We start from the raw sequence: 15,780 nt of genomic DNA, 5'->3' as shown, positions 1-15,780 counted from the left end.
AACGGGCTGCCTGGCGCCGCGGGGCGTTGGGTGGCCTGCGATACGGTGATCGCATGCCGCATGCTGCGGCAGGGAGGCGTGCCTCATGCACGCCGTGTTGTCTGCGGCGCTCGCCAGCGCGAACGCCGTTGCCGTCAGACCACCGACGCCCCTGTACGTCGGTCGCTACGGCAGGTGCCAGGTGGAAGGCTTAGAACGTGTACTCCAGCCCGGCAGTCACGGTGCGCGATGGCGCGGCCTGGCGGCCCCACGGGCTGGTATCCACACCGCGGAACCAGTACTGCCGATCAAACAGGTTGTTGATCGCCAGCGACGCGCTGAATTTCTGTCCATCGCGTTCGAGCAGGGTATGGCTTACCTGCGTGTTCCACACCATGTAGGCCGGCAACTGGCCCACCGAGGCGATCGCATTCTCCTGCACGGTGTTCGCCGCGTCGCTATAGGCCTTGCTGAAGTAGTAGCTCGACAGTGCGACAGTGGTGCGACCGAGCGTGTAGTTGCCGCCCAGCGTGATCTGATTGCGTGAGGTGTAAGGCACGCGAAGGCCGCGAAATGCGCCCGATTCCTGGCTCGCATCCAGATACGCATAGCCTGCATTGAGCGTGAGCGCACGCAGATTCTCCGGGCTCCATTGCAGTTCCAGCTCGCCGCCTTGATGACGGGTCTTACCCAGGTTGCGGAACACGCGCGTGGTGTTGTCCAGCTGGATCTGCTGGTCGAAATCGATCAGATACGCGCCGAGCTGGATGCGGGTGCGCTCGTTGGGCTGATAGCGCGTGCCGGCCTCGTAGTTCCAGGCCAGTTCGGCATCCAGATTGTTGCCGAAGATGATCTGGGTGACCTGCGGCGCACGCATCGAGCGTTGCCCATCGGCATAGAAGAACCACTGTGCGTTGGCCTGAAACCCGACCGTCAGACCCGGCAACACATCGCGGGTCTGGTTGAGTGTGCTGACGCCGGTGGCCCGATTGAAATAACGCGAATCCAGCCGCTCGTAACGCAGGCCCGGGGTGATGGTGAAACGTTCGTCAGGCAGGGTGATCGCGTTGCTGACATACGCGGCCAACGCGCGATCTTCGAACTGCCAATCGCGCACGCTGGTGAACAGGCCATCGCGCAGGCGCAGATTGCCGACCAGAAAATCGATGTCTTCGTGCACGGCGCGCACACCGGCGGTCCACTGCTGACGCACGCCACCGGCATCGCCCATGTTCCAGCTCAGCCGCGGCTCGCTGCCGACCACGCGGAAGTCGCGCGGTGCGGTCTGGCGCAGTTGCGGCGGCAGGTCCGAACGCCAGGTTTCGGTGGCGGCCTGGCGCATGCCGACGATGAAGTTGCGGCTGCTGCGCGCGCTGAAGTTGGTCCAGGACAACCGGACATCCTTCAGCGGCCCCCAGTCTCCAAACAGCTGCTCATAACTCAGCGATGCACGCGTGGTGCGGCCATTGAAGCTGTCCAGCGGGCGCGTGGATTGACGCGGGTCGCGCCGATAATCGTCCGGGCTGAGCGCGCCGGCCAGATCCATGTCGACCAGATAACGCTGCACGCTGGCCTTGAGCAACTTGGTGTCGTCCAGCCACCACTCCGCACGCACGCGCAGGTTGCTGATGTCTGTATCGCTGTGCGCGCGCCAGTACTCGCCGTAGGTACGATTGGCGTCGACCTGCAGGCCGAAATTATCGGTGAGATAGCCGCCGCTGCTGAGCGCGCTGTCCTGCAGGAACTGGCCCTGGCCACCGGCGGTGACCTTGTGCGCCAGCGTGGTGCTCCATGCGCTGGGGATCTCCTTGCTGACCAGATTGATCACCCCGCCCACGTTGTTCGGCCCGTACTGCACGGCCGCACCGCCGCGCACGATATCGATGCGGTCGATCTGATTCAGCCCCACCGGAAACAGCGACAGACTGGTCTGCCCATACGGTGCCAATGCCAGTGGAATGCCGTCTTCCAGCACCTGCAAACGGCCACTGCGGCTTTCGTACAGGCCGCGCAGCATCAGCTGCGGCAACGCGCCGGTGCCGGTTTCGTCGAAGATCTTGATGCCCGGCACGCGTTGCAACGCATCGTCCAGCGAGCGGTTGCCACCGTTGCGCAGCTGTTCGCGATCGATCACCTGGCGGCTGCCGGCATAGCGCTGCACATCGTCGGGTTTGGAACGCCCGAGCAGGCTGCCCTGCACCTGGATCGCATCCAGTGCGCGGATCGGCGTTTGCGCATCGGTGGCATCGACATCCGGCGACTCGATGGCGAACGCCAACTGCGGCAGGGTCAAAGTGATCGCAGCGATGGCGATGGCCAGGGCGTGGAAACGGAACGTCGACATCTACGGCGTGCTCCTGCAGGCGGGTGGTGGAGTGGGTGCGGCGAACGTGGCCAGGTGAGCGCGCAGTGCGCGTTGAATCAGCGCACGGTCTTCGCCGGCAAGCAGCCAGCGCAGATCGGGCTGTTGCAGCCAGTGCGCGCGTTGCGCATCGGTGCGCGGATTGGGGCAGAACGGCACCTCGGCCGCAACGCAGTGCGCATGCAGTTGCAGCAGCAGCTCCCACACCTGTGGATGGGTCGGTTGCGGGCCCAGGCCCAGATCCAGCGCAAGATCCAGTGCGCCTTCCATCACCAGCGCCACACCGGGCACGGCCAGCATCTCGGGCAACGCAGCAACACCAGCCGCGCTTTCGATCATCGGCACGATGCGGATATCGCGATTGGCTCGTGCGATGTAGCTGGGCAGATCGACGTTGCCAAAGCCGGTGACACGCCCGCCGGTGATGCCGCGCCGGCCCAGTGGCGGGAACCGTGCGGCGGCGATGGCATCAGCCAGTTGTGCGGCCGATTCGGCGCGCGGAATCACGATCCCGCGCGCGCCGGCATCCAGCACCCGGCCGATCAGTTTCTCGTCCACCTCCGGCACGCGCACCCAGGCCTCGCAGCCGGACAGCTCGCATGCGCGTATGGCGTGTTCCAGCTCATCTGGCGCGCGCAGCACATGCTCCAGATCCAGCACCACAAAGCCATAGCCGATCCGGCCCAGCAGCTCGCACAGCTGCACGCTTGGCAACGCATTGAGAACGCCAACCGCAAACGCCATGGATGAGGCCGCCAAGGAAACGGGCGCTCATCCTGCTCTTGATGGGAATGATTATCAAGTGTGTCTGGAGGGCGGTTTGTGGTGCCCTGGTCGCAGTTTGATCAAGGCACTGCGGCAGGCCTTTCCGTACTGAATGATGGCGGCCAATAAAAAACCCGCAGACAGCGTCGGCGGGTTTTTTGTTCGTACGGTGTCGCCTGATGCTGCGCTGCAGCTTACGAGGCCGGCACGCGCAATGCTCGGTACGGCGGCGTGGACATCACCATCTCGGCCAGCGAATAGGCCAGCTCGCGTTCGGCCAGCACGGCGCCGTCGGCGCCGTGTTCGAGCAGGTGCTTGACCTCGGTATCGCTGTGCGCACGCGCCAGCAGCGTCAGCGACGGGTTGATCGCACGCAGTTTGGCCAGCGCCTCGCCGGCTTCCAGCGGCTGAGGGATCGCAAGAATCGCGATCTTGGCGTGCTCCGGGCGCGCTTCGGCCAGCACGCGGTCGGCCGCCGCACTGCCGCGGATGCCGGGAATGCCGGCCGCATGCGCCTTGGCCACGTGGTCGCCGTTGTCATCGATCACCAGCACCGGCACGCCGCGGCTGCGCAGTAATTGCGCCAGCGCACTGCCCACGCGGCCATAGCCGATCACGATCGCATGGCCGTCCAGCGGCAGCGGCGGGCCGGGCGGCAGTTCCGGCTCCACCTTGGCCGGGGCGTCCTGCGCCTGCCTGGCCTGCCAACGGTCCAGCCACGAGAACAGGAACGGGTTGGCGATGATCGATAGCAGCGCACCGGCCAGGATCAGGTCGCGCCCGGTTTCCGGCAGGATCGCCAGCTGCACGCCCAGCCCGGCCAGGATGAAGGAGAACTCGCCGATCTGCGCCAGGCTGGTGGAAATGGTGAGTGCGGTGCCGGTGGGGTGGCCGAACGCACGCACGATCACGAACGCGGCCAGCGACTTGCCCAGGGTCACGGTCAGGAACGTGGCCAGCACCTGCCACGGATGCTCGACCAGGATCATCGGGTCGAACAGCATGCCGACCGACACGAAGAACAACACCGCGAATGCATCGCGCAACGGCAGCGAATCGCTGGCGGCCTTGTGGCTGAGCTCGGATTCCTTCAGCAACATGCCGGCGAAGAACGCGCCCAGTGCGAACGACACCCCGAACAGCGTGGCCGACAGGAACGCCACGCCCAGCGCGATACCGAGCACGGCCAGGGTGAACAGCTCGCGCGAGCCGGTGGCGGCGACCTTTTCCAGCGACCACGGAATCACCCGGCGTCCGACCACCAGCATCACCGCCACGAACGCCACCATCTTGAACAGCGTCAAGCCGAGCGCGGCCAGCAGCGAGGTGGATTCGCGGTCATGCGCGGCCGTTGGCGCGCCGGTGCCCAGCACCTCGGCCAAGGCCGGCAACATCACCAGCGCGATCACCATCACCAGGTCTTCGACGATCAGCCAGCCCACCGCGATGCGGCCGCGCTGGGTTTCCAGCAGGCGGCGCTCCTCCAGTGCGCGCAGCAGCACCACGGTACTGGCCACCGACAGCGCCAGACCGAACACCAGCCCATGCATCAACGGCCAGCCCATGCTCCAGGCCAGTGCCCAGCCGAGCAGCGTGGCGACCACGATCTGCGCCAGCGCGCCCGGAATCGCGATCCATTTCACTTCCATCAGATCGTCGAGCGAGAAGTGCAGGCCCACACCGAACATCAGCAGCATCACACCCAGCTCGGACAGCTGGTTGGCCATGGTCTGGTCGGCCACGAAGCCGGGTGTAAAGGGCCCGACGCAGACGCCGGCCAGCAGATAGCCGACCAGCGGCGAGAGCTTCACTTTCTGTGCGAGCGTGCCCAGCACGAAAGCGACCGCGAGGCCGACGGCGATGATGTCGATGAGGCTGGTGTCGTGATGCATTCCAATCCGTTGTGAGAGTGTCCGAGAACATCGAGGGCGACCCAGCCAACGGCACTGCGCCGGGCATCGCCTGCGGGCATTGCGTAGTCATGGCTGGAGTCCGGCGCGGGGGGAACAGGACCGCGTTGCTGGTCCGGTTGGCCGGACGCCCATAGTACACAGCGCTTGATTAACGCGATGCGACACGTGGCGCATGCACGCAAACGGATGCACGCGTTGGGCGCGGCATGTGGACTGCACGAGCGTGCGTGCGCCAGTGACAGCGAGATGCACTGCACAGACAGGCAACGCCGAATCAACTTTGACGACAAGGCTTCGCGCCCGGGCAAGGCACGTGCGCGATGTCGGCCGACAATTGCCGCTGACAATCAGCCATTTCCTGTTGAAGAGCCTGCGTTCTTCATCACGTCCAAGTCCTTATCGCCCCAGCCCCCATCGTCCATCTGCGGATGGTGACCCCACACGAGCCAGGCCATGCATCTCAGCGATTTCGCAACACCCGTCTTTCGGCACCATCCGTATCCGACCTACGCACGCTTGCGTGCCGAAGGGCCGCTGGTGCAGGTGGCCGAAAGGCGACTGATGTCAGGCCACTACAAGATCGTGGACAGCCTGCTCAGCGATCGCCGGGTGGGACGCGATTATCTGGAAAGCATCCGCCTGCGCTACGGCGAGTCGGCAGTGCAAATGCCGCTATTTCAGGGCATGAGCCGCATGTTTCTGCTGCTCAACCCGCCAGTGCACACCCAGTTGCGCGGATTGATGACACAGGCCTTCGGTGCGCGGCAGATGGACTCCATGCGCGAAATCGCCCGCGACACTGCCGCCAGCTTGATCGAGACGTTTCAAGCCAGGGGCCACTGCGATCTGCTGACCGAGTTCGCGTTTCCGCTGCCGATCGCCATCATTTGCCGGATGCTGGATATCGATGCAGCCGATGTCACCGCGCTGAGTCACGCGACCAGCGCCCTGGCAAAAGTCTTCGATCCCATGATGACGCCTGCGGAATTGGAGACCACCAGCGCTGCCTTCATCCAGCTGGAAACCTATTTCCACACCGTGATCGAGCAACGTCGCAACAACGGCGGCGAGGATCTGATTTCGCGTTTCATCCAGGCCGAAGACGAGGGCCGCCGCTTGAGCGATGAGGAGATCGTCTCCAACGTGATCCTGCTGTTTTTCGCCGGCCACGAAACCACCTCCAACATGATCTGCAATGCGCTGGTCGCCTTGCATCGGCATCCGCAGCAACTGCGCCTGCTGCAGGAAAACCCGAGCCTGATGCCGAATGCAGTGCTCGAATGCCTGCGCTACGACAGCTCGGTGCAGATCGCCACGCGCACCGCGTTGCAGGATTTCGAGATCGATGGGGTGGCCGTTTCCAAGGGCACGATGTTGTATCTGATGCTGGGCGCGGCCAACCACGATACGCTGCAATTCACCGACCCGCAGGTGCTGGATATCCGACGCCAGCAGGGCCGCGCGTTGTCGTTCGGTGGTGGCATCCACCACTGTCTGGGCAATCGGTTGGCGTTGATCGAAATGGAAGCCGCGCTTGCCGCATTGCTCGAGCATCTGCCGGCACTTCGCCTGCAGCAACTCGACGCGTTGAGCTGGAACGATCGCGCCAACCTGCGTGGTGTGGATGCGCTGCTTGCCTGCTGGTGAGGTGAGCGTTCAAGAGCAGCCAACGAAACCTCCTGGACACTGCACAGATGGCGGCAACGTGTAGGCCACACCCGCCTTCGCGTCTACTGCTTGCAACCCTGCACACCGACCATCTCGACTGGTCCTTGCCCGCTCACCGTCGCGGGACCTTACGCGGCATGGATGCCGCGTAAGAGCTTACAGGGACGTACTTGCAGCGTGTCCCGCGATGGTGGGCGGGCAAGGACCCTGCAGCAAACCCGCAGATCATCCGCTCTACAACCGACGCATCCACACCGTTCGATTACCTCTCAAGGCGACCGAGCTCTTGAACTTCAGCGGAGTCTGGATGTTCCTAAGCCGAGCTGGTCGAGGGCACGATGCCCTCACCGTTAGCGGGACATGCCGTGAATCCGTCCATGGAGTCTCAAGTGCATTGTGAATGCCCAAAACGACAAACACCGCCGATCGCTCGGCGGTGTTTGCGTGATAGATGTGCTGATCGGAACTTTTGATCAGCACTTTACGATCAAGCGCCGCTACTCAGAACCGGTAGGTAACCCGGCCATACCAGTAGCGCCCGTTGAAACCAAACGGCGACAACGACGAATACTGCAGGCCGCCAGCGCGGTCGTCATAGGCAGTGTTCAACTGTGCCTTGGTCGGATACTGGTTGGTGAGGTTGTCCGCGCCCACGGTGAAGGTAAACGCGTTCCAGGTCTGGCTGGCGGCCAGATTCAACAACCAGCGCGCGTCGTAGGTCTGGTCCTGGCTGCCATCGACCGGGTCGCTGATGCGCTTGATCGATCCATAGCGGGTGGCGTTGAAGTTGAGCGCAAAGCCGCCCAGCGTCCAGTCCGCCGCCGCCATGTACTTGGTGCGCGGGGTGGCATCGGTGAGCAGGCCCTGGCTGGCGCGCCCGAAGTTGGGGTTGGACAACTCCAGAATGGTGGTCTTGTTGTAGTTGGCGCTGGCACTGAGATTGAGCTTGCCGTAGTTGCCCAGATCGGCCAGGTAGCTGTTGATCCAGTCCACGCCACGGGTGCGGCTGGTGGCGCCGTTGACGAAGAACTGCACTGCAGCCACCTGGCCGATCGGCTGCGCCAGCTGCAACTGGTCCGAATACAGGATCTGATCCCAGATGCGGATCTGGTAGACGTCCAGGCTGGAGGTGAAGTTGGCGGTCGGCTGCCACACGCCGCCCAGGCCGTAGTTGGTGGATTTCTCCGGGCTCAGCGGGCCGGCGCCCAGCGCCACTGCGACCGGGTCGGAGGTGCGGTAGGTACCGACCTGCACCAGCTCGCCGTTCTGGATCAGCGTCACCACCGAGGCGTAGTTCTGCTGGGCCAGCGACGGTGCGCGGAAGCCGTTGGAGATGGTGCCGCGCAGCGAGAAGGTGTCGCTGAAGGCGTAGCGCGCCGACAGCTTGCCCGAACGCGTGGAGCCGGCATCGCTGTAGTTTTCGTAACGCCCGGCGATGCCGCCGGACAGCTTGTCGGTGATGTCCGCTTCCAGGTTGGCGTAGACCGCATTGCTGTGGCGTCCGAACTTGCCGGCCACCGTCGGCTCCAGGCCGGAGAACACCTGTGCGCCGCCCGGATACGGCGCGCCGTCGTCGGGATTGATGGTGTTGGGGTCGAAGAAGTACGACTCCGGCGAGCCGGCGGTGATCTGGTAGCGGTCCTGGCGATGCTCGGCACCGAAGGCCACATTGACCGGATACGCCAGGCCCCAGTCGAAGGACTTGTTGACGTCCAGGTTGATCGTGCCCTGTTCGGTTTCGAAGCCGCCGGAATTGAAGTTGGTCGGCGAGCTGCCGGTGGTGTAGTACAGGTTGGTGTTGATGCTGTTGAGGATATTGAAGTTCATGTCGTTCTTGCCGTAGGTGGCCGACACGTCCCAATTCCATTCGCTCTCGGTGCTGCCCTTCAGGCCCAGCACCGCCGAGCGGTCGTTGGTGGGGTTGTAGATCTGCGGCAGGAAGCCGTTCGGATAGATCGCCTGCACATTGCGCGCGGTGTTGTCGGCCGCGCGGTAATAGCCGTTGGAGGTGACCTCGCGGCGGCTCATGCTGAGGTGGCCGTACAGTTCCAGGTTCGGCGAGAACTCGTAACCGAAGGCGGCCAGCCCCTGATAGAAGTTGGAGGCCGGGTCGCCATGGCGCTGATACGGCACACCGCCCGGATTGGGCGTGCCCGGCACGGTGGTGGCGCGGTTGGTGTTTTCGCCACGATTGGTGCTCATGGTGTTCTGGTAGTTCCAGGACAGCCGCACCCAGCCCGGTGCCGTATCGCCGCCGCTGCCGCCGAAGGGTATGCCGACCGAACCGTCGATGCCGTTCTGCTCGCCATCGCCCTTGTCCATGATGCCGCCGTTGATCGACACGGTATTGCTGCCGGTATCGGCGCCATGTTTGAGCACGATGTTGACCACGCCGGCGATCGCATCGGAGCCGTATTGCGCCGAGGCGCCATCACGCAGCACTTCGATGCGCGCGATCGCCGACATCGGCAGCGAGTTCAGATCCGCCGGTGCCGAACCACGGCCCACGTACGGGTTGTAATTGATCAACGACGAGGTGTGATAGCGCTTGCCATCCACCAGCACCAGCACCGCATCCGGCGACAGGCCGCGCAGGGTGGCCGGGCGCGCGGCATCGTTACCGTCAGAGATCGCCGGGCGCGGGAAGTTCAGCGACGGCAGCAATTTGCCCAGCGCGCTGGCGATATCGGTCGCTCCGGTGGCCTGCAGTGATTGCTCGGTGATGATGTCGATCGGCGATTCGGATTCGGCCACCGTGCGATCGCTCACGCGCGTGCCGGTGACGATCAGGGTATCCAGGGTTTTCTGCGGCTGGGTCGATTGCGACTGCGCACTGGCGGCGAACGTGCAGACGGTGAGTGCGACCGAAATCGCAAGCGAAAGTGCGTTGGAGGTGTGCATGGGAATGAAGGCTCAAAGGGGATGAAGGACGCAGGAAGGAAATGCGCGTGTTGCTCGGGGGAGTGCGACTGGAGTGCGACTGCGTACTGCGTGGCCCGTCGTGCTTGCGCGCCAGATGTGTTCCGCGTGGCGGAGACGGCGTGTGCAGCAATGACGTCGGCCGGTGACGCAGCCATGCTGCTGCGTTGCGCATCCTTGCTGAAGAAGAGCGTTGATCTCCCCCTCGCGCATCGATGCAAGAGGGGGAGCGATGCTGCGGCGTTACTTACCTGCAGCGCCTCAGCGCTGTGTGGTGCGTTTTGCGAGGCAAGACAAGCGCTGGCCGTTGCCGACCAGCGCGCAGCGCTTTACCACTTGTAGCTCACGTTGGCGTACACCAGCGCGCCGTTGAAACCGAACGGCGAGGCACTGCTGTAGGGCAGGTAGGTCCGTGTGCCCAGGCCGGCTTCCTGGCGGTCCGGATACTCGTTGAGCACGTTGTCGCCGCCGATGGTGAAGTTCCAGTCGTTCAACTTGTAGGAAGCGGCCAGGTCCAGCGTCCACTTCGCCGCATAGGTCTGATCGCTGCCGGCGTTGGTGCCGAAGGTGCTGAACTCGCCCCAGCGCGTGGCGGTGCCGGTGAACGACCAGTTGCCCGGCGACCAGGTGCCGCCCAGGAAGAACTTGTCGCGCGGCGTGCCTTCGGTGATACGGCCGAGTTCGGCGCGGCCGATGCGTACCGCACCCGGATCGATCGCTTCCAGCGCAGCCGGGTTGTCGGCGATCCGTTCCACGTCGGTCTTGTTGTAGTTGTAGCCGGAGGTGAGCTCTGCGCTGCCGCCGTCCAGGTTCCAGCGATAGGTGCCGACCGCATCCACGCCCTGGGTCTTGGTATCCACCGCGTTGGTGAAGTAGCGCCCGCCGCCGATGCCCGGGAAGCCATTGGCCTGCAGATAATTGCGCGCCGCAACGGAGGTGAGGTTCTCCGAGAGCACGATGCGGTCATCGATCTCGATGCGATACGCATCGACCGTGATGTACAGGTTTTCGATCGGCTGCAGCACCACGCCAAGACCGTAGTTCTTGGATTCCTCGGCCTTCAACGGCTCGGCGCCGAGCGCAATGGCGGCCGGGTTGTCGGTACGGAAGGTGCCGATCTCGAACGGGATCGCGGTGACCGTGCCGTTGGGCTGGGCCACGTTGAGGAACTGGGTGGCGATCGACTGGAAGTTCTGCTGCTGCAACGACGGCGCGCGGAAACCGGTGGAGGCAGTGGCGCGGACGGCCACCTTGTCGGTGAACGCATAACGCAACGACAGCTTGCCGGTGGCGGTGTCGCCGAAGTCGCTGTACTTCTCGTAGCGCCCGGCCAGACCGGCCGAGAATTTGTCGGTCAGATCCGCTTCCAGGTCCACGTAGGCCGAGTGGCTGTTGCGGTTGTAGTAACCGGCATCGGAGAGCTTGAAGCCCGGAAACACCTGTGCGCCCGGGATCAGCGTACCGGCCGCCGACGGAATGCCGCCATTGGCCGAGGACGCCGCATCGCCGGGCGATTGGTTGAACTTCTCGCCGCGCCATTCCGCACCGAAGGCCAGCGTGACTGGGTAGGCCAGGCCCCAATCGAGCGTCTTGGTGAAGTCGGCATTGAGCACGTTCTGGGTGACTTCCAGGGTGCCTGCGTGGAAGTCGGTGGGGCTGGCCAGCCCCAGGCTGTTGTTCAAGCTGTTGCGCACATCGAAGGTGAGATTGTTCTGGCCGTAGTTGTAGCTCAGATCGATGTTCAAACCGCCTTCGGTGGAGGTCTTCAACCCGCCCACCCACGACACGTCCTTGCTGACGTTGTAGATCTGCGGCAGGAAGCCGTCCGGATAGATTTCCGGGCGGTTGCGGTTGTCGCCGGCAAAGCGGAAGTAACCGTTGGACAGCACTTCGCGCCGGCTGACCATGCCGAACGAGTAGAAGGTGAGGTAATCGGTGGGGCTGTATTCGCCATTGAACGACACTGCGCCCTGGTCGATGTCCGGGTCGCCATAACGCTGCTCCACGCGGCCCTGGAACGGCAGCGCGCGGTTGGTCTGATCCGAATGCCCGGCCTGCGCGGCCAGATGCACCTTGCCGGTGCCGGCGAAGCTGAAGCCGGCATCGCCGGACAGTTGGTACTGCTCGCCGTCGCCGGCGCTGTACTTGCCGTAGCGACCGTTGACGCTGCCGCCTTCGCCGCTGCCCTTGAGCACGATGTTGATCACGCCGGCGATCGCGTCGGAGCCGTACTGCGCCGACGCGCCGTCGCGCAGCACTTCGATGCGCTCCACCGCGGCGATCGGAATGGTATTGAGGTCGGCCGGCGACGAACCACGGCCCTGGGTGTCGTTGAGGTTGATCAACGCAGTGCTGTGGTAGCGCTTGCCGTTGACCAGCACCAGCACCTGATCTGGCGACAGGCCGCGCAGCTGCGCCGGGCGCACTGCGTCCGAGCCGTCGGAGATGGCCGGGCGGGGGAAATTCAACGAGGGGATCGCGCGTGACAGCGCGGTAGCCAGCTCGGTGGTGCCGGTCGATTCCAGTGCCTGTGGCGAGATGATGTCGATCGGCGATGCCGATTCGGCCACGGTGCGATCGGCCACGCGCGTGCCGGTCACGATCAAGGTATCGAGTGTTTTCTGAGTGGGAGCCTGTGACTGCGCGGATGCGCTTGAAGCGGAAAACGACAGTGCAAGAACAACGGCAACTGCGAGTGGACTGGTCTTGCAATTCATGCGGTGACAACTCCGAGTGGGGAACGGATGCATCGCAGGGGCCCCCTTCCCGGGCCGCGTCCGTTGCGGCAGCTGCGGTGCGTTCCCAACCATTAACCACGTGTAACCACATGTCAAATTTTGGTTACGTTGCGTATGTAATTGTCATGCATGGCGTGCTAATGCCATCGTTGTCATCGTGCACCAAAGTGATGCGTTGTTTGCACCAGACCTGCGGTATCAGCCGCTTGCTTGCACCATCATGGACATCGATACCAGATATGAAACTTCTGCATCAGAACGTGATCTGCACCGCATCGGCACTGCGTTGCGCAGGACCGTGGAATACCGCTTCGATGTTGTTGCCATCCGGGTCGAGCACGAAGGCGGCGTAGTAGCTCGGGTGATACGGGCGCACGCCCGGCGCGCCGTTGTCGCGCCCGCCGTGGGCGAGGGCGGCCTGATGGAACGCATGCACCACGGCGACATCGTGTGCCTGGAAGGCCAGATGGTGGCGGCCGGTGAGTACGCCTTGCGCCACCGTGTGGCGATCGGACACGAACAGCTCGTCGGCCCAGAAGAATCCCTCGCCTTCGCCACCGATCGGAATGCCCAGCACATCGAGAACGGCCTGGTAGAAACGTCGGCTCGCCGCCAGGTCGTGGACGACCAGGTGCAGGTGATCGATCAGACGGCCGCGTGAGAGCTGCGCTGCGTCCATGTTGGGTGCTCCGGCAGGGTGGAAGCGCTGTTGATACCACCGCGGCCGCCGGCAGCTCTTCACGGCGCATCGATGCCCACATCTGGATGGCTGTATCAAAAAGTTGCGAGCACAACGGGCACAAACGCACACGCCCCGGCAAGCCGGGGCGTGTGGTCAGGCGTCAGGATGCAATCGTGCGGCGTGCGTCAGCAATAAACGCGTGGCAACACGGCAGCAGCTTGGATCACCGCGTTACCAGCGATAGTTGATGCGGCCGTACACATAGGCGCCATTGAAACCGAACGGCGACAGGTTGCTGTACGGAAACTGCCCGCTGGTGGAATTGGCGAAGTTGTTCTCGTCCGGGTATTCGTCCAGCAGGTTGTCCGCACCCAGGGTCAGCGTCCAGCGATCGATCTTGTAGCTGGCCGAGGCATCCACCACCCACTTGGCACCGAAGGTCTGGTCGTTGATCGCCGCGGCCGGGCGTGTGCTGTATTTGCCATAGCGCGTGGCACCCAGTGCCAGCGTCCAGTGCTCCAGGTTCCAGCTGCCGTTGACTAGGAACTTGTCGCGCGGGAAGCCTTCTTCGATGCGCCCACGTTCGGTGCGGTCGATGCGCTCCAGGCTCAGCCCGTTGGCCGACAACGCGGCCGGATTGGCGGCCACGCTGCGCACCTCGGTCTCCGAATAGTTGTAGCCGGCGGTCAGGTCCACGCTGCTGGCAGCCAGCTGCCAGCGGTAGCTGCCGACCACGTCCACACCGCGCGTGCGCGTGTCCACCGCGTTGGTGAAGTAGCGCCCACCGTTGATGCCGAAGATGCCCTGCGCTTCGAGCAGGTTACGCACGCCAGTGCCGGTGAGGTTGGACGACAGCACGATGCGGTCGTCCACATCGATCTGGTACGCATCCACGGTAAGGTAGAGCGCATCGGTCGGCTGCAGCACCAGGCCCAGGCTGTAGGACAGCGAGGTTTCCGCATCCAGCGGCTCAGACCCCAGCGCACGCGCCACGGTGCTGTCGGCGGGGAAGGTGCGGATCTCGAACGGGTTCGGATTGCCGGCCAGGAAGGTGGTGCTGGTGGACTGGAAATACTGCTGCGCCAGAGACGGCGCACGGAAGCCGGAAGACACCGTGCCGCGCAACGCGATCCTGTCGGTGAAGGCATAGCGCCCCGACAACTTGCCCGAGGCCTGGCTGCCGAAATCGTTGAAGTCCTCGTAGCGCCCAGCCAGGCCGGCGGAGAACTTGTCGGTGAAATCGGCTTCCAGATCCGCATACAGCGCGTAGCTGTCACGCGAATACTGCCCCGATACGCTCGGCGCAAATCCGCCAAAACCCTGCGCGCCACCGGCCAGCGTGCCGGCCTGGAAATACGAGCCCACTTCGCCCGGCGACTGATTCCACTTCTCGTTGCGGTATTCGACACCGAAGGCCACCGTCACCGGATAGGCCAAGCCCCAGTCGAAACCGCGCTTGACGTCCAGGTTGACGATGTTCTGCGTGGTCTCCAGCGCACCATCGTAGAAAGACGTCGGCGAGGTCGGGCCCAGGCTCACGTTGAGCGTGTTGCGGGTGTGGAAATCGATCTTGTTGTAGCCGTAGTTGTAGCTGGCATCCCAGTCCCAGCCGCTGGCCGTGGACCCGCGCACGCCGGCCACCAGCGAGCGGTCCTTGGCGTAGGTCTGGATCTCCGGCAGGAAGCCCTGCGGATAGACCGACAGGATGTTCTGGCTGCTGCCCGGCGCGCGGAAGAACGCGAACGAGGTGATGTCGCGGTTGCTGGCGGTGGCGAAGGCGTAGCCGGTGATGCTGTCGCTGAAGGCGAACTCGGTATTGGCCGACACCGCCTGCGCGTTGACGTCGGGGTCGCCGATCTTGAACGCCTTCTGGCCCACGGCCGGTTGCGAGGCGCTGGGGGCGCCGGCGTAAGCGCGCGCACGGTCGGTGGGGTCCTGCTGATTGAGCTGGGCGGCCACATGCAGCCAGCCACGCTCGTTGCCGTATGCCACGCCGGTGTCGCCGGACAGTTCGTAGTTGCTGCCGTCGCCGGCCGAGTACTGGCCGAAACCGGCCTGCAGGCTGCCGCCCTTTTCCGCGCCTTTGAGCACGATGTTGATCACCCCGGCGATGGCATCGGAGCCGTATTGCGCCGAGGCGCCGTCACGCAGCACTTCCACCCGCGCGATCGCCGCCACCGGAATGGTGTTCAAATCCACCGCTGCCGCGCCACGGCCGATGGTGCCGTTGAGGTTGAGCAGCGAGGAAGTGTGGCGGCGCTTGCCGTTGACCAGCACCAGCACTTGGTCCGGCGACAGGCCGCGCAACTGCGCCGGGCGGATCGCGCTGGTGCCGTCGCTCAGCGCCGGGCGCGGGAAGTTCAGCGAGGGCAGCGCACGCGCCAGCGCGGTGGCCAGCTCGGAGGTGCCGGTGGCCTGCAACGACTCTGCGCTGATGATGTCGATCGGCGACTGCGACTCGGCCACGGTCCGGTCGGACACTCGGGTGCCGGTGACGATGACCGTATCGAGCGTATTCGCGGGCGCATCAGCTGGGACAGTGGCCTGCGCGGTGGTCTGGGCGAGGGCGGGGGAGGCGAGCAGCGCCGCAACGACGGCGGCTGCGAGCGTGGACAACGGGTAATTCATGACAACTCCGAACGAGGGTCCAAGCAGGACCAGCAAGACTGGGCAGGGTCTGGGCGCAAAAAGCCAATCGCGAATGAAGCCGGCGTCCAGCCTGAAGGCGCTAATTATTCGTTAACGCTAGAATGG

General features: G+C 64.2%; 8 protein-coding genes. 1 reads left to right on the top strand and 7 read right to left on the bottom strand.

Annotation, left to right across the window (positions count from 1 at the left end; translation table 11 throughout):
* Window positions 1-190 precede the first annotated feature (190 nt).
* The 3 genes from NYR97_RS02215 to ybaL all read right to left on the bottom strand — a co-directional run bounded on the left by NYR97_RS02215 (window position 191) and on the right by ybaL (window position 4,998).
* Window positions 191-2,323, bottom strand: a complete 2,133-nt coding sequence (locus tag NYR97_RS02215; protein ID WP_316696455.1) for a TonB-dependent receptor family protein — start codon at window positions 2,321-2,323, stop codon at window positions 191-193.
* The gene (locus NYR97_RS02210) at window positions 2,324-3,085 is read right to left on the bottom strand and encodes an HpcH/HpaI aldolase family protein (RefSeq protein ID WP_316696453.1); all 762 of its coding nucleotides are present in this window, start codon (window positions 3,083-3,085) and stop codon (window positions 2,324-2,326) included.
* A 215-nt stretch (window positions 3,086-3,300) separates the two neighbouring features.
* The gene (gene ybaL, locus NYR97_RS02205; RefSeq protein WP_316696452.1) at window positions 3,301-4,998 is read right to left on the bottom strand and encodes a YbaL family putative K(+) efflux transporter; all 1,698 of its coding nucleotides are present in this window, start codon (window positions 4,996-4,998) and stop codon (window positions 3,301-3,303) included.
* Between the two features lie 474 nt (window positions 4,999-5,472).
* On the opposite strand from ybaL, the gene NYR97_RS02200 reads away from it, so the two are divergent.
* The gene (locus tag NYR97_RS02200; RefSeq protein ID WP_316696449.1) at window positions 5,473-6,666 is read left to right on the top strand and encodes a cytochrome P450; all 1,194 of its coding nucleotides are present in this window, start codon (window positions 5,473-5,475) and stop codon (window positions 6,664-6,666) included.
* A 522-nt stretch (window positions 6,667-7,188) separates the two neighbouring features.
* Here the strand turns inward: NYR97_RS02200 and NYR97_RS02195 are convergent.
* From NYR97_RS02195 to NYR97_RS02180, 4 genes are all read right to left on the bottom strand, one after another.
* Window positions 7,189-9,588: a TonB-dependent receptor plug domain-containing protein gene (locus NYR97_RS02195; RefSeq protein ID WP_316696448.1), complete on the bottom strand. Its 2,400-nt coding sequence runs from the start codon at window positions 9,586-9,588 to the stop codon at window positions 7,189-7,191.
* 347 nt (window positions 9,589-9,935) lie between these two features.
* Window positions 9,936-12,323, bottom strand: coding sequence for a TonB-dependent receptor plug domain-containing protein (locus NYR97_RS02190; RefSeq protein WP_205394034.1), 2,388 nt, complete (start codon window positions 12,321-12,323; stop codon window positions 9,936-9,938).
* 274 nt (window positions 12,324-12,597) lie between these two features.
* Window positions 12,598-13,023 (bottom strand): VOC family protein, encoded by a 426-nt coding sequence (locus NYR97_RS02185; protein WP_205394035.1) that lies wholly within the window; start codon window positions 13,021-13,023, stop codon window positions 12,598-12,600.
* A gap of 234 nt (window positions 13,024-13,257) precedes the next feature.
* Entirely contained in the window at window positions 13,258-15,654 is a 2,397-nt protein-coding gene (locus tag NYR97_RS02180; protein ID WP_316696443.1) for a TonB-dependent receptor plug domain-containing protein, read from the bottom strand.
* Between the last annotated feature and the right edge of the window lie 126 nt (window positions 15,655-15,780).

The sequence above is a fragment of the Xanthomonas hydrangeae genome, assembly GCF_032697525.1.
In the GTDB taxonomy this organism is placed as follows: Bacteria; Pseudomonadota; Gammaproteobacteria; order Xanthomonadales; family Xanthomonadaceae; genus Xanthomonas; species Xanthomonas hydrangeae.
This window is presented reverse-complemented; position numbering and strand designations above follow the sequence as displayed.